Origin of the sequence: Streptomyces sp. NPDC059866 (genome assembly GCF_042731325.1) — a bacterium.
GTDB classification, from domain to species: Bacteria; Actinomycetota; Actinomycetes; order Streptomycetales; family Streptomycetaceae; genus Streptomyces; species Streptomyces flavusporus.
The window spans coordinates 100,479-115,164 of sequence record NZ_JBHWJT010000024.1; the positions used below are offsets into that span (position 1 = coordinate 100,479).

The window sequence follows — 14,686 nt, forward strand, 5'->3', positions numbered from 1 at the left end:
CGGTCGCGGTGGCTCACTCCCGAAGCGCCGCCTGCTCCACCAGCGGGATGATCCGCAGCGGAACGGGGTTCTCCATCACGATCGCCGTGGCGGCCCGGACGATGCCATCAAAACCGACGACCCGGTCGATCACACGTTGAAGGTCGGCGTTGGAGCGGGCCACCAGCCGGCACAGCATGTCGCCGCTGCCGGTGGTGGTGTGCAGCTCCAGGACCTCCGGTACGGTCGCCAAATGAGCCCGTACGTCGGGCCCTTGGCCCTGCCGGATCTGCAGGGTGGCGAAGGCGGTGACGGGGTAGCCGAGGGCCGCCGGGTCCACCTGCGGGCCGAATCCGCGGATGACGCCGTTCGACTGAAGCCGGTCCAGCCGCGCCTGCACCGTGCCGCGCGCGACGCCGAGCCGCCGCGACATCTCCAGCACGCCGATCCGCGGCTCACGTGCCAGCAGCACGATGATGCGGCCGTCCAGGTGATCGATCGCCACAGCGGGCCTCCCAGTTGGTCATCCTGTACACAACGCCCGCCGATACGGGCATCCTACTGGTCACATTGCCCAGCAAGGACGCAAACTATTGCGCACCTTGCGGGCCCGGAGAGACGCTGCGGCTATGACGCAGACCACACACCACACTCCCGACACCGCACGGCAGGCCGACCCCTTCCCGGTCAAGGGAATGGACGCGGTCGTGTTCGCCGTGGGCAACGCCAAGCAGGCGGCGCACTACTACTCCACCGCCTTCGGCATGCGCCTGGTCGCCTACTCCGGACCGGAGAACGGCAGCCGCGAGACCGCTGCGTACGTCCTGGAGAACGGCTCCGCCCGCTTCGTGTTCACCTCGGTGATCAAGCCCGCCACCACCTGGGGCCACTTCCTCGCCGAGCACGTGGCCGAGCACGGCGACGGCGTCATCGACCTCGCCATCGAGGTGCCCGACGCACGCGCCGCGTACGCCTACGCCGTCGAGCACGGGGCCCGGTCGGTCGCCGAGCCGTACGAGCTGAAGGACGAGCACGGCAAGGTGGTCCTCGCCGCGATCGCCACGTACGGCCAGACCCGCCACACCCTGGTCGAACGCTCCGGTTACGACGGCCCCTACCTCCCCGGCTTCGTCGCCGCCGCGCCCCTCGTCGAACCGCCCGCCCAGCGCACCTTCCAGGCCATCGACCACTGCGTCGGCAACGTCGAGCTCGGCCGGATGAACGAGTGGGTCGGCTTCTACAACAAGGTCATGGGCTTCACGAACATGAAGGAGTTCGTGGGCGACGACATCGCGACCGAGTACAGCGCGCTGATGTCCAAGGTGGTGGCCGACGGCACACTCAAGGTCAAGTTCCCGATCAACGAGCCCGCCATCGCCAAGAAGAAGTCCCAGATCGACGAGTACCTGGAGTTCTACGGCGGCGCGGGCGTCCAGCACATCGCGCTCAACACCAACGACATCGTCCAGACGGTACGGACGATGCGGGCGGCCGGCGTGCAGTTCCTGGACACGCCCGACTCGTACTACGACACCCTGGGGGAGTGGGTCGGCGAGACCCGCGTCCCCGTCGACACCCTGCGCGAGCTGAAGATCCTCGCGGACCGTGACGAGGACGGCTACCTGCTCCAGATCTTCACCAAGCCGGTCCAGGACCGCCCGACCGTCTTCTTCGAGATCATCGAGCGGCACGGCTCGATGGGCTTCGGCAAGGGCAACTTCAAGGCGCTGTTCGAGGCGATCGAGCGGGAGCAGGAAAGGCGCGGCAACCTCTGAGCGCTCCCGAGGAGGGCAGCGGCGGAGTCCGGTACCGGACTCCGCTCACGCCCTACTCACCGTCCGGCTCACCCAACTCGCCCAGCGCCGCCTCCGCCACGGGCACGTGCAACGGCGAGAAGTACGGGTTGATCCGCAGCGCCTCCCGCAGATGCCGCCGCGCGGGCCCGTCCAGCCCCAGCTCCTTCTCGATCATCCCCCGGTGGTACGAGTACAGCGCACTGCGCACCTCACCCCCGTGCTCCCTGTTCGTCGCCCGCTCCGCGAACCACAGCGCCTCCTCGTGCTCGCCCGCCCGGTGCAGCGCCCACCCCAGCGCGTCGGCCACCGCGAGCCCGGGCTGGCGCCGCCACTCGGCCCGCAGCCGCTCCACCGCCGCCCCGGGATCACCGTGGTCCGCCTCGAACCGCCCGAGCACCAGCTCCTCGTCGACCCCGCCCTCGGCGGCGTTGAGCACCTGCGACCGCAGCCGCTCGAACTGCACCCCCGCCGCCTCCTGCAGCCCCAGCGACTCGTACAGCTCGCCCAGCTCCAGGGCGTAACCCGGCGACGGCTGCTTGTCGAGCGCCACCCGGTACGCGCTCAGTGCCTGAGCCGTCCGCCCCAGCGCCGCCAGCACCCGCCCCTGTCCGGCCTGCGCGGCCCGCTGGTCGGGATCGAGCCGCACCGCCTCCTCGAAGTACCGCAGCGCCGCCTTGAGGTCCCCGCGTTCCCAGGCGAGCTGCCCGGCCCGCTCCAGCCACGCCGCCCGCTCGGCCGGAGACCCGGCGGCCGCCGCCGCGTCGGACAGGGTCGCCGCCGCGTCCTCGCGCCAGCCGCGGTCCCAGTACACGCCGGCCGCCCGGGCCATGACCGCCGGTCCGGAGTGCAGTTCCTGGAGCCGTTCGAGGGTCCGCCGGCTCGCCTTGTAGTCGCCGAGGCCGGTGTACGCGTCGATCAGCAGCGGGTAGATCGTCCACCTCTTGGCGTCCACCTTCAGTGCCGCTTCCGCCCACTTCCGCGCGGTCCGGAAGTCGCGACGGGCGTTGGCCAGCGCCGCCATGCCGTTCAGCGCGTCGACGTTGCCGCGCGGCCGCACCTTCAGGGACATCCGCAGGGCCTGCTCGGCCTTCGGGTAGTTCGTGGCGTCGGCGGTCCGCCACCCCTGCTGGACGTACGCCGCGCCCAGCACCGCCCACGACCGGGCGTCCGTGGGCCGCGCCCGCAGTCGGGCCTCGCGGTCGCCGATCAGCGCCTCCAGCTCGGCCGACGCGGCCGGCACCCCGTTCGTGACCGCGGTCATCGCCGGTGCCGCCGGACGCGGCGCGGGCCGCGGCGGGCGGTCCGGCCGCTCGGGCCGCAGCATCAGCACCCCGGCGACGAAGAGGCACCCCACGAGTGAGCCGATCACGACACCCGCGAGGAGCCGGGAACGGCGCCGCGGGCCACGCCGTCCCGCCCGCTTCCGACCCTCGCCCCGCTCCTGGTTCTTCCGGGTCTCCTCGGTCTCCATGACGGTGTTCATGCCGCACACTGTGCGCCAGTACGACGACCGGGTCCCGGCACGCCGAGGGTGCCGTCGACGGGGTTCACACCGATGGCCCCGGGTGACACGCTGTGATCATGAGCCGTATCCAAGCCCCTTCCGACGAAGTGCAGGGCAGCCTCACGGACCGGCTGCTGGCGGGCCTGCCGGCCGAGGCCGTCCTGACCGACCCCGACGTCACCGCCTCCTACGCCAACGACATGGCGAGCTTCTGCCCGGCCGGCAGCCCGGCCGTGGTCGTGCTGCCGCGCACCGTCGAACAGGTCCAGCACGTCATGCGCACCGCCACCGAGCTGCGCGTCCCGGTCGTCCCGCAGGGCGCCCGCACCGGGCTGTCCGGCGGGGCCAACGCCTCCGACGGCTGCATCGTGCTGTCCCTGACGAAGATGGACCGGATCATCGAGATCAACCCGGTCGACCGCATCGCCGTCGTCGAACCCGGCGTCATCAACGCCGCCCTGTCCCGCGCGGTGGGAGAACACGGCCTGTACTACCCTCCCGACCCCTCCAGCTGGGAGATGTGCACCATCGGCGGCAACATCGGAACCGCCTCGGGCGGCCTGTGCTGCGTGAAGTACGGGGTGACCGCCGAGTACGTCCTCGGACTCGACGTCGTCCTGGCCGACGGACGGCTGATGTCCACCGGCCGGCGCACCGCGAAGGGCGTCGCCGGTTACGACCTCACACGCCTGTTCGTGGGCTCCGAGGGCTCCCTCGGCATCGTCGTACGGGCGATCCTGACGCTGAAGCCGCAGCCGCTCCAGCAGCTGGTGCTGGCCGCCGAGTTCGCCTCCGGAGCCGCCGCCTGCGACGCCGTGTGCCGGATCATGGCCGGCGGGCACGTGCCGTCCCTCCTCGAACTGATGGACCGTACGACGGTCAAGGCCGTCAACGACATGGCGCACATGGGCCTGCCGGAGACCACCGAGGCCCTCCTCCTCGCCGCCTTCGACACCCCCGACCCGGCCGCCGACCTCGCCGCCGTCGGCGCGCTGTGCGAGGCCGCCGGCGCCACCGAGGTCGTCCCGGCCGACGACGCGGCCGAGTCCGAACTGCTCCTCAAGGCACGGCGGTTGTCGCTCACCGCACTCGAGGCCGTCAAGGGCACCACGATGATCGACGACGTGTGCGTGCCCCGGTCCAGGCTCGGTGAGATGCTCGACGGCGTCGAGCGCATCGCCGAGAAGTACCAGCTCACCATCGGCGTCGTCGCCCACGCGGGCGACGGCAACACCCACCCGACGGTCTGCTTCGACGCACAGAACCCCGACGAGTCCCGGCGCGCCCGCGAGTCCTTCGACGAGATCATGGCCCTCGGCCTGGAACTCGGCGGCACGATCACCGGCGAACACGGCGTGGGCGTCCTGAAGAAGGAGTGGCTGGCGCGCGAGATCGGCCCCGTGGGCGTGGAGATGCAGCGCGCGGTCAAACAGGTCTTCGACCCGCTGGGCATCCTCAACCCGGGCAAACTGTTCTGAAGCGCGCGCCTCACCGGGCGAGCAGCTCGGCCAGACCGTCGTCGAGGCCGAGCTGAGCGCCCTCACTCCCCGGGGGCACCACCCGCAGTGTGCGCTCCAGCCAGGCCGACACCTGCGCGGCCGGGGCCTCGAGCAGGGCGTCCCCGTCGGGTGAACTCAGCGCTATCAGAACGACACTGCGCCCGTTCGCCTTCGACGGCCACACCCGCACGTCCCCGCGTCCGCACGGCCGGAACACCCCCTCCACGAGGAGTTCACGGGCGAACGTCCAGTTGACGGGCTGGTCGGAGTCGATGTGGAAGGTGATGTGGACGGCGTAGGGGTCGTCGGAGCGGTAGCCGAGCCGGGCCGCGACCGGGACGCTCCGCTCGGGCGACAGGACGAGCCGCATCTCCAACTCCCGCTCTACCACGGTGTGCATGGCTGTCTTTCCTCTCTGCACAGGTCTGCACGGATCTGTCGTACGGGCCCTTGGGCGGGCCCGTACGAGTGGAGAGCGGGGGAAGGCGGGAGCATTACGCGGATTCCCCGAAGTTTTTTCGCGGGGGTAGCACAAGCGTGCTCGAAAGGGGCGGGTCCGGCGGGACGGGCGGTGCCGGTCCGGCGGGTCTGATAGATGTGGAGGCCCCCATAACACCCCCGAGCAGATACGGGACGACGGACATGAGCGCCCCAACCCCGGCACCCGGCGACGACAGGCCCCGCGAGGGCTATTACCCGGACCCTTCCATTCCCGGATATGTCCGGTACTGGAACGGTGCTGCCTGGGTACCGGGCACCAGCCGTCCGGCCCCGGCCGACGGCGAACCGCTCGCGCCACCGCCCGGCGCGCCCCCCGCGCAGCCCGCCGTCGAGGAGACCGGGCCGCACTTCTTCGACGAGGACCCCGAACCGCAGGCCCAGGCCGGCCCCGCCGACGCCCAGCACGGCAGCCGCCCCGAGCCGGCCTCCGCGTGGGGTGCCGACCGCTCCCGGCAGTCCGGCTTCGGCGGCGACCAGGACCGCCGCGTCTCCTGGGGCGCACCGCAGGGCGCCGACCCGCGCGTACCCGCCGACGCCCCCACGTCGCCCGACGGCCGGTCCGCTCGCACGGACGGCACGGCGACGATCCCGCCGGCCGCGTCCGACGCGGACGCGGCCGGCGGCAACACGTTCGTCTTCCGCCGTCCGACCGCCGACTCCCAGGGCCCGGGCGCCGGTACGGACGGTGCCGCCGAGGACGAGGGCACGATGACCTTCCGCGCCGTCAGCCGCAGCACGGGTCAGCAGGACGGGACACCGGGGGCGCAGCCCGGGAGCCCGGGCATGCCGGGGCCGCGAGCGTCGGGCGCCGCGGCGGGTGTCTCCGGCTTGGCGGGTTCCGGCCCAGCGGGTTCCGGCCCGGGTGTGTCCGGTCCGGCGGGCGCCGCCCCGGGCGCATCCGCCCCGGCGGCATCGATCCCCGGCCCCGCCGGCCCCGGCGCCCCCACCCCGGCGCCCTCCGCCGGATCGGGCGCCCCCGGTTTCGGTGCCGGAAAGGCGGCCGCGGCGCGCGCTGCCGCGGTGCAGGCCGGACAGGCGCAGGTGGCGCCAGCAGCGCAGGCCGGTGTGCAGGAGGCGCCGGCCACCCCGCAGTCCACCACCCCCTCGTCCGCGCCCCCCGGTGTGCCCCATCAGGCCGCCGCTCCAGGCACCGCCGCCCCGGTGACCAGCGGCCCCGGTGGCGGCCAGTCCTCCTGGGCCCAGCAGGTCCACCATCTCGCCGGCGCCTCGGGGGCCGACGAGCAGCCGGTCGCACCGTGGAAGCCGCCGGTCGAGGACCCCTTCCAGGCGGCGGCGCGGCGGCAGGCGGCGGCGCGGCCCGCGGCGCTCGGCAAGCGGCTGGCCGCCCGCCTGATCGACACCGTGGTCGTCGGCGCCGTCACCGCCGTCGCCGCCGTACCGCTCGGCGCACAGGCCCTCGACCACATCCAGGGCAAGATCGACGAGGCCAAGCTCTCCGGCCGGACGGTCACGGTCTGGCTGCTCGACGGCACGACGTCCACCTACCTGGGCATCATCCTCGCCGTCCTGCTCCTCTTCGGTGTTCTCTACGAGGCGCTGCCGACCGCCAAGTGGGGCCGCACGCTGGGCAAGCGGCTGCTCGGCCTGGAGGTGCGGGACATCGAGGCGCACGAGGCTCCGTCCTTCGGCGCGGCCCTGCGCCGCTGGCTGGTCTACAGCGTCCCCGGACTGCTCTGCGTCGGTCTCATCGGCGTCCTGTGGTGCCTGTTCGACAAGCCGTGGCGCCAGTGCTGGCACGACAAGGCCGCACATACGTTCGTCGCGGGCTGACCTCCACCCGGGTGACCAGGTAATTCCGTACCCCCGGACGGCCGCTCGCCGGATGCGCGGTGGGAGGGTTCGCGGTCCACTCGGGCCATGAGCACCGAACCGCCCCCCGGATCCGGCGGACAGCCGCCGGAGGACGATCCGTTCAAGAAGCAGCCCCCGCCCGGCGAGGGGGCCGGCTCACCGTACGACTCGCCCCCGGGCGGCCAGGAACCCCCGCCGTACGGCGGTGACCAGCCACCTCCCTACGGGGGTGGCCCTTATGGCGGTGGCCCCGAGGAGCCGCTCGCGGGCATGCCCCCGCTCGCCGACAGCGGCAAGCGCACGCTCGCCCGCATCATCGACATGATCCTCGTCGGCGTCGTCGTCTGGCTGCTCGCCTGGGGTTTCAACGTCGACGAGTACGGGGTGGGCGCCGACGAGGTCGACACCGGCAGCTCCCTCGGGCAGTCCACCATCGCCGCCGTGCTCTTCATGGCGTACGACACCTTCATGATCAGCAAGTGGGGGCAGACCCTGGGCAAGAAGTGGCTCGGCATGCGGGTGGCCAACCTCGACAACGGCGCCACGCCCTCGGTGCAGACCGCGCTGATCCGCTCCGCGGTGCTCTGGATTCCGTTCGCGTTCTGCTGTGCCTGTCTCTGGACGGTGATCTGCGGCGGCTGGAGCTTCTTCGACAAGCCCTACAAGCAGGGCCTGCACGACAAGGCGGCCAAGACGGTGGTGGTCAGCGCGACGTGACGCCGGACGTCGGCTGCCGTACCGGCTCGGGTGCCGCCGGGACCGGAGCCGCCACGCGGGAGGCCGGGGCGGAGCGCCGTACGACGGTCGGTGTGCGCTTCGGCACGGGTACCGTCAGGGCGACCAGCAGCCCGAGGACGAGCGCCGCGACGGCGATGACCCCGATCCCCGCACCCGAACTCGTCTGTGACAGCAGCAGCATGGCGAGCGTCGAGGCGATGACGGTCAACGAACCGTAGGCGAGCTGTGCGGCAGTCGGACGAGGCATGGCAATCGAGTCCTAGAAAGTGGGGGTGGTCTCCCCCCGTGCCTCTAGGGGGAGGGTGCGGACAGAATCTATTCGCGTGCATGCCCGAGTGGAACGAACCGTAAGCGTGAGATGACCAACAGTGCCGATGCATAAGGGGCGCACCGATTCATGCCGTCCAGGAAGTGGACGGTCCTGCGCGCCCGTTGAGCGAAGCACACTGTTCGGTAAGCGAAACGTCGTCTCCGCATAATGCAGTTGTCCTGCTCAAGTCAAGGTCTGTCTTTTCTCCTCAACCTCTAGTCAAATGTCGTCACTTGACTACACGCGTTGATCACGCGCGCGCGGAGCGCTCCATGACCCGGCCCTCCCTTCCGCGCGCCCGGACGCGGGGGAGGATCTCAAGTGACCAGCAGACCCTGGACGTTCAGAGCGACCGCGACCGCGGTCGCATTCGCGGCGGCGACCGCCATGTTCTCCACCTACGCGGTGGCGCAGGGCGATCCCGCCGACTCCGCCGCCGTAGAGCGGAGGGACCCGGCGACACCCGAGGTGCACGACGAGCACGAGCACGACCTCGACGGCCCGCTCACCAAGACCGTCGAAGCTCAGCGCGAAGAGGCCCTGAAGCAGGTCATATCCGGCGAGGCCGAGGTCGAGGAGCGCAAGGGCTCCAAGGTCGTCGAGCTCGAGAGCCGTAAGGGCCACAGCAAGTACGTCGAACTCGGCCGGGAGAAGACGGACAAGATCTTCACCGTTCTGGTCGAGTTCGGCGACCAGATCGACAGCCGCTACGGCGGCACCCCCGGCCCGCTGCACAACCAGATCGCCGAGCCGGACCGCAAGCAGGACAACAGCACGGCCTGGCAGGCGGACTACAACCGCGAGCACTTCCAGGACCTCTACTTCGGCGACGGCACCGCCTCGATGAAGACCTACTACGAGAAGCAGTCCTCGGGCCGCTACTCCATCGAGGGCGAGGTCACCGACTGGGTCAAGGTCCCCTACAACGAGGCCCGTTACGGCTCCAACAAGTGCGAACCCGACAACTGCGCCTGGTACGCGGTGCAGGACGGCGTCAACGCGTGGGTCGACCAGCAGAAGGCAGCCGGCAAGACCGAAGCGGAGATCAAGGCCAAGCTCGCCGAGTACGACCAGTGGGACCGCTACGACTTCGACGGTGACGGCGACTTCAACGAGCGCGACGGCTACATCGACCACTTCCAGATCGTGCACGCCGGCGAGGACGAGTCCGCGGGCGGCGGCGCGCAGGGCGAGGACGCGATCTGGGCCCACCGCTGGTACGCGTTCGGCACCGACGCCGGCTCCACCGGCCCCGACGGCAACCGGCTCGGCGGCACGCAGATCGGCGACAGCGGTATCTGGGTCGGCGACTACACCATCCAGCCGGAGAACGGCGGACTCGGCGTCTTCGCCCACGAGTACGGCCACGACCTCGGTCTGCCGGACCACTATGATATCAACGGCGGCGAGAACTCCACCGGCTTCTGGACGCTGATGTCGTCCGGTTCCTGGCTCGGCACCGGCAAGGACACCATCGGCGACCTGCCCGGCGACATGACCGCCTGGGACAAGCTCCAGCTGGGCTGGCTCGACTACGACGTCGCCAAGGCGGCCACGAAGTCGACGCACATGCTGGGCGTCGCCGAGTACAACACCAAGAACAAGCAGGCCCTGGTGGTCGAGCTGCCCAAGAAGGCGGTCACCACCGAGCTCGTTCCTCCTGCACAGGGCGCGACTCAGTGGTGGAGCGGCAGCGGAAACAACCTGAAGAACACGCTCAGCCGCTCCGTGGATCTCACCGGCAAGTCCTCGGCGACCCTGACGCTGGACGGCTGGTGGGCGATCGAGGCCGACTACGACTACCTCTATGCCGAGGTGTCCACCGACGGCGGCGCCAACTGGACGGCGGTCGACGGCACGGCGGACGGCCAGGCCATCCCGCGCGACGGCAGCGACAAGCCGGCGTTGACCGGCTTCTCCGAGCAGTACAAGAAGCTGTCGTACTCCCTCGACGCCTACGCGGGCAAGAAGATCGAGCTGCGCTTCCGCTACGCCACCGACGGCGGTGTCGCGGAGAAGGGCTTCGCGGCCGACCAGATCTCCGTGACCGCCGACGGCACCGCGCTGTTCACGGACAACGCGGAGAGCGCGGACGCGGCTTGGACGGCGACCGGCTTCTCCCGGATCGGTGCGTCGTTCACCAAGGACTACGCGCAGTACTACATCGCCGAGAACCGCCAGTACGTGTCGTACGACAGGACCCTGAAGGTCGGCCCGTACAACTTCGGCTTCGCCACCACCCGTCCGTCCTGGGTCGAGCACTTCCCGTACCAGAACGGCCTGTTGATCTGGAAGTGGGACACCTCCCAGGCCGACAACAACACCAGCCAGCACCCGGGCGCCGGTCTGCTCCTGCCCGTCGACTCCCACCCGACCGCGCTGAAGTGGTCCGACGGCACGCTGATGCGCAACCGCATCCAGACCTACGACGCGCCGTTCAGCCGCTACCGCACGGACGGTGTCACGCTGCACAAGGCTGACGTCGTCACCCGCATCCCGTCGTCGAAGGGCGTGCCGGTCTTCAACGACCACACCAGCACCTACTACGACGAGAGCAACAAGGCCGGCGGCGTCAAGATCACTGACACCAACACCAAGATCAGGATCGTCAAGGAGGCCAAGAACGGCTCGACGATCTTGCTCCAAGTCGGCCCCGCGGTGAAGTAAACAGAATTTCCGCAGGTCAGAAGCGTATCGGCGGTAACCCCTGGCGGGTTGCCGCCGATCGTGTTTAGGTGCGTCCTGATGGCTCTCTTATTGACACCTGAGCGAACGGGGATGTGACTGCATGGCCGCAGGAGGTTTCTGCAAGCTGCCGAACGGCACGGTGGTCGTGGCGCTGAACCTGCCCAGCCCCGCCGCCGACGGCCCGTCCGGAGTGCGTGTCCTGGTGCACGCCCGGAACCGGGCCCGTGCCCTGACCCGGCTGCGCAACCTCGGCCTGCGCGCGGTCTACCTGCGCGGCAACGCGGCCCCGCCGACCCCGGACGAGATCACCGCGGTCCTGCACCACCCCGACGGTCTGATATGGCGCACGGTCCCCGACAGCGAAGTCGGTCCCATGGAGCTGTGGCGCCCGATCAGGGCCCTGCTCAGACAGCCGACGGCACAGGCGTAAGGCCCGCCCCTACTGAACGACCGGCTTCCCGGACAGCTCCACGCCCGCTTCCCGCAGCTCCTCCAGCGCCCGCTCGGTGCTCTCCTGGGCCACCCCGGCGGTGAGGTCCAGCAGCACATGCGTACGGAAACCCTCCCGCGCGGCGTCCAGGGCGGTGGCCCGTACGCAGTGGTCGGTGGCGATGCCGACCACGTCCACCTCGTCGATCGACCGGTCCTTCAGCCAGTCGGCCAGGGACACACCGTTCTCGTCGACCCCCTCGAACCCGCTGTACGCCGCCGAGTACGCCCCCTTGTCGAACACGGCGTCGATCGAGCCGGACGCGACGGCCGGGGCGAAGTTCGGATGGAAGCCGACCCCCTCCGTGCCCGCGACGCAGTGCGCGGGCCAGGAGTGGGCGAAGTCGGGGTTGTCCGCGAAGTGGCCCCCGGGGGCGATGTGGTGGTCGCGGGTCGCCACGACATGGCGGTACCCGGCGGGGGCCTGCCCGATCAGCTCGGTGATCGCGGCAGCCACATCGGCACCTCCGGCCACCGGGAGGCTGCCCCCTTCGCAGAAATCGTTCTGCACGTCTACGACGATCAAGGCGCGGCGCATGGTCGGTGTCCTTCGGCTATGGGGCGGCTATGGGGTCTCTTCGGTCACGGTGCCGAGAGGTGCGGGCCCGGCCGGTGATGAACCTGAACCTCCGAGCCTAGAGACTTCGGGGACGGTGCGGGAGGGGGCACCACGGGGCGCGCACCTGGGCGCCCCGCCTAACCCGCGGAACCCTCGTGGACGTACTCCGTCGGAATGACGGGTTCCCCCTGCGACAGCTGCGTGGCCGAGAGCGGCAGAGCGGCGAGGGCGGCGATGTGCCTCTCGCGCGGGGTGTCGAGCGGCTCGCGGGCGACCACCTCGCCGCCCTTGACCAGCTCGACCAGGAGCTGCCGGTCGACGAGCCCGTCCGGTACCGGCCCGGTACCGACCACCTCCGCCTCCGCGACGCCCTGCTCGTCCGGCCGGCGCGCGGCCCACTTGCGGCCACCGACGGAGGTCTTGCCGCCGGTGGCCTTCTTCGCCACCGGCACCAGCGGCGCCTTCGGGTCGGCGGACCCGGCGCGGGCGACCAGCTTGTACACCATGGAGCAGGTCGGGTGCCCGGAGCCGGTGACCAGCCGCGTACCGACGCCGTACGCGTCCACGGGCGCCGCGGCGAGCGAGGCGATGGCGTACTCGTCGAGATCCGAGGTCACGATGATCCTCGTGTTCGTGGCCCCCAGCTCGTCCAGCTGCTGCCGCACCCGGTGCGCGACCAGCAGCAGGTCGCCGGAGTCGATCCGGACGGCGCCCAGCTCAGGGCCGGCGATTTCCACGGCCGTACGGACCGCCTCGGCGACGTCGTAGGTGTCCACCAGCAGGGTGGTCCCGCGGCCCATGGTGTTGACCTGGGCCTGGAAGGCGTCCCGCTCGCGGTCGTGCAGCAGGGTGAACGCGTGCGCGGACGTGCCGACCGTGGGGATGCCGTAGCGGAAGCCGGCCGCCAGGTCGGAGGTGGAGGCGAAACCACCGACGTACGCGGCGCGCGCCGCGGCGACGGCGGCCAGCTCGTGGGTGCGGCGGGCGCCCATCTCGATCAGCGGGCGCTCCCCGGCCGCCGACGCCATGCGCGAGGCGGCCGCGGCGATCGCGGAGTCGTGGTTGAGGACGGAGAGGATCACCGTCTCCAGCAGCACACACTCGGCGAACGACCCCTCGACCCGCATGACCGGCGAGCCCGGGAAGTACACCTCGCCCTCGGGGTAGCCCCAGATGTCGCCGCTGAACCGGTAGTTCGCGAGCCAGTCCAGGGTCTCCTCGCCGACGATCCCGTGGGCGCGCAGGAAGCCGAGGACGCCCGCGTCGAAGCGGAAGTTCTCGACGGCGTCCAGGACACGGCCGGTGCCCGCCACCACGCCGTAGCGGCGCCCCTCCGGCAGCCGCCGGGTGAAGACCTCGAAGACACTGCGCCGCCCGGCCGTGCCCGCCTTCAGGGCGGCCTGGAGCATCGTCAGCTCGTACTGGTCCGTGAAGAGCGCCGTCGACGGAACTTCCACCGGCAGCCCAATGTCCGCTGTGCTCATGGCAACCGATGGTACCCCCATTTCGTCAGTGTGACGATTTAGCGGGCGCATGGCAGCATGGGACATGTGACGTCAGCCGCTCCCATCGAGATCGAACGCACCGAGTCGGCGGAGGAGGTCTCTGCCGTACCAGAGCCCGACGTCCCCTGGGTCACGATCGTCCACAACGACCCGGTCAACCTCATGAGCTATGTGACGTACGTCTTCCAGTCGTACTTCGGCTACTCCAAGGACAAGGCCACCAAGCTCATGCTCGACGTCCACCACAAGGGCCGGGCGGTCGTCTCCAGCGGCAGTCGCGAGGAGATGGAACGCGACGTGCAGGCCATGCACGGCTACGGTCTGTGGGCCACCCTCCAGCAGGACCGGAAGTAGCGATCGCCGCCATGCCAGGAACCTTCGAACCGCTCCCCGGCGGCGGCGCGGCCGTCGCCCTCGACGACGTCGAGATCTCCATCATCCGGTCGCTGGCCGTCCAGCTCCTGGAACTCATCGGCCCCGGCCCCGGCGAGGACGCCTCCGCCGACCCGCTCGCCGAGCTGTTCGCCGAGGGACCCAGCGAACCGCCCTCCGACCCGGTGCTCCGGCGCCTGTTCCCGGACGCCTACCGCGACCCCGAGGGGACGCCGGGGCCCGAGGCGGCCGAGGAGGAGAAGGCGTACTCCGCCGAGTTCCGCCGCTACACCGAGAACGACCTGCGCGCCGGCAAGCGCGAGAACGCCCTCGCGGTGATCCGCTCACTGGACACGCTGACGTCCGCGGGGGACCGCGGGGCGGTCCTGGAGCTGACGGTGGGGCAGTCCCAGCAGTGGCTCGGCGCCCTCAACGACCTGCGCCTGGCCATCGGTTCCCGGCTGGAGATCACCGACGAGGACGACAGCGACCTTCTCTACCGGCTGCCGGACGAGGACCCTCGTAAGCCGATGGTGATGGCGTATCTGTGGCTGGGCGGGCTCCAGGAGACGTTGGTCGGCACGCTTATGCCGTAAATGTGCGGATCTTGTGTTCGCTCAGCGGACACTCAAATCCGAATAACGATCCCGTTACCTTGCCTGCGTTGTATGTGTGTTTAAGGTGCGGTCTGTCCGCTTCTTCCTGTGTGATGCGCCACAGGGTCGCCGGGTGATCAGAGTTGCGGCCGTGATAAATCTTCACGACCGCCCGGCGAACACCACCCTTATGTCCGCCGGGTGCGCCACCAGCCGGCGACCGCCGGCCAGGCACGAGCGGCCCGGGGAGGCCGCTCAGCTCCATCAATCCGGGGGGATCGAAACCCGATCCGAGGCCGACGAGAGGCCGGGGTCGGCATGGAGAAAGGCGCACTACA

At 70.5% G+C, this 14,686-nt stretch carries 14 protein-coding genes; 8 read left to right on the forward strand and 6 right to left on the reverse strand.

Features of this window, described 5'->3' with window-relative positions:
- Nucleotides 1–13: 13 nt before the first annotated feature.
- On the reverse strand, nucleotides 14–484 hold the full coding sequence (locus ACFV7R_RS32510; protein ID WP_129799745.1) for an Lrp/AsnC family transcriptional regulator: 471 nt from the start codon (nucleotides 482–484) through the stop codon (nucleotides 14–16).
- A gap of 124 nt (nucleotides 485–608) precedes the next feature.
- Between ACFV7R_RS32510 and hppD the strand changes: the two genes are divergently transcribed.
- Nucleotides 609–1,754: a 4-hydroxyphenylpyruvate dioxygenase gene (hppD, locus tag ACFV7R_RS32515; RefSeq protein ID WP_385269847.1), complete on the forward strand. Its 1,146-nt coding sequence runs from the start codon at nucleotides 609–611 to the stop codon at nucleotides 1,752–1,754.
- Nucleotides 1,755–1,806: 52 nt separating this feature from the next.
- Here hppD and ACFV7R_RS32520 read toward each other — a convergent pair whose 3' ends face one another.
- Nucleotides 1,807–3,258 carry a tetratricopeptide repeat protein gene (locus tag ACFV7R_RS32520; protein WP_385269849.1) on the reverse strand — a complete coding sequence of 484 codons (1,452 nt, stop codon included), beginning with the start codon at nucleotides 3,256–3,258 and terminating at the stop codon, nucleotides 1,807–1,809.
- Between the two features lie 92 nt (nucleotides 3,259–3,350).
- On the opposite strand from ACFV7R_RS32520, the gene ACFV7R_RS32525 reads away from it, so the two are divergent.
- Nucleotides 3,351–4,757, forward strand: coding sequence for an FAD-binding oxidoreductase (locus ACFV7R_RS32525; RefSeq protein WP_385269851.1), 1,407 nt, complete (start codon nucleotides 3,351–3,353; stop codon nucleotides 4,755–4,757).
- A 10-nt stretch (nucleotides 4,758–4,767) separates the two neighbouring features.
- On the opposite strand, the gene ACFV7R_RS32530 is transcribed toward ACFV7R_RS32525, so the two are convergent.
- Nucleotides 4,768–5,178, reverse strand: coding sequence for an SsgA family sporulation/cell division regulator (locus ACFV7R_RS32530; RefSeq protein ID WP_385269853.1), 411 nt, complete (start codon nucleotides 5,176–5,178; stop codon nucleotides 4,768–4,770).
- 242 nt (nucleotides 5,179–5,420) lie between these two features.
- Between ACFV7R_RS32530 and ACFV7R_RS32535 the strand changes: the two genes are divergently transcribed.
- Nucleotides 5,421–7,070, forward strand: coding sequence for an RDD family protein (locus ACFV7R_RS32535; RefSeq protein ID WP_385269855.1), 1,650 nt, complete (start codon nucleotides 5,421–5,423; stop codon nucleotides 7,068–7,070).
- An 87-nt stretch (nucleotides 7,071–7,157) separates the two neighbouring features.
- Complete coding sequence (locus tag ACFV7R_RS32540; RefSeq protein ID WP_385269857.1) at nucleotides 7,158–7,808, forward strand: RDD family protein; 651 nt, start codon at nucleotides 7,158–7,160, stop codon at nucleotides 7,806–7,808.
- Here the strand turns inward: ACFV7R_RS32540 and ACFV7R_RS32545 are convergent.
- Nucleotides 7,795–8,076 (reverse strand): hypothetical protein, encoded by a 282-nt coding sequence (locus ACFV7R_RS32545; RefSeq protein ID WP_385269859.1) that lies wholly within the window; start codon nucleotides 8,074–8,076, stop codon nucleotides 7,795–7,797. The two genes, ACFV7R_RS32540 and ACFV7R_RS32545, sit on opposite strands and share 14 nt — an antisense overlap.
- 384 nt (nucleotides 8,077–8,460) lie before the next feature.
- Here ACFV7R_RS32545 and ACFV7R_RS32550 point away from each other — a divergent pair, with 384 nt between their 5' ends.
- Together ACFV7R_RS32550 and ACFV7R_RS32555 are read left to right on the forward strand one after the other, a co-directional pair.
- A complete protein-coding gene (locus ACFV7R_RS32550; RefSeq protein ID WP_385269861.1) occupies nucleotides 8,461–10,806 on the forward strand; it encodes an immune inhibitor A domain-containing protein in 2,346 nt (781 codons plus the stop codon).
- Nucleotides 10,807–10,927: 121 nt separating this feature from the next.
- Nucleotides 10,928–11,257, forward strand: coding sequence for a hypothetical protein (locus ACFV7R_RS32555; RefSeq protein ID WP_385269863.1), 330 nt, complete (start codon nucleotides 10,928–10,930; stop codon nucleotides 11,255–11,257).
- 9 nt (nucleotides 11,258–11,266) lie between these two features.
- On the opposite strand, the gene ACFV7R_RS32560 is transcribed toward ACFV7R_RS32555, so the two are convergent.
- Both ACFV7R_RS32560 and ACFV7R_RS32565 read right to left on the reverse strand, forming a co-directional pair.
- Nucleotides 11,267–11,854, reverse strand: a complete 588-nt coding sequence (locus ACFV7R_RS32560; protein WP_385269865.1) for an isochorismatase family protein — start codon at nucleotides 11,852–11,854, stop codon at nucleotides 11,267–11,269.
- Nucleotides 11,855–12,012: 158 nt separating this feature from the next.
- Complete coding sequence (locus ACFV7R_RS32565; protein ID WP_385269867.1) at nucleotides 12,013–13,359, reverse strand: nicotinate phosphoribosyltransferase; 1,347 nt, start codon at nucleotides 13,357–13,359, stop codon at nucleotides 12,013–12,015.
- A gap of 57 nt (nucleotides 13,360–13,416) precedes the next feature.
- On the opposite strand from ACFV7R_RS32565, the gene clpS reads away from it, so the two are divergent.
- Entirely contained in the window at nucleotides 13,417–13,734 is a 318-nt protein-coding gene (clpS, locus tag ACFV7R_RS32570) for an ATP-dependent Clp protease adapter ClpS (protein WP_129799735.1), read from the forward strand.
- An 11-nt stretch (nucleotides 13,735–13,745) separates the two neighbouring features.
- Nucleotides 13,746–14,348, forward strand: coding sequence for a DUF2017 domain-containing protein (locus tag ACFV7R_RS32575; RefSeq protein WP_385269869.1), 603 nt, complete (start codon nucleotides 13,746–13,748; stop codon nucleotides 14,346–14,348).
- The last annotated feature ends 338 nt before the right edge of the window (nucleotides 14,349–14,686 follow it).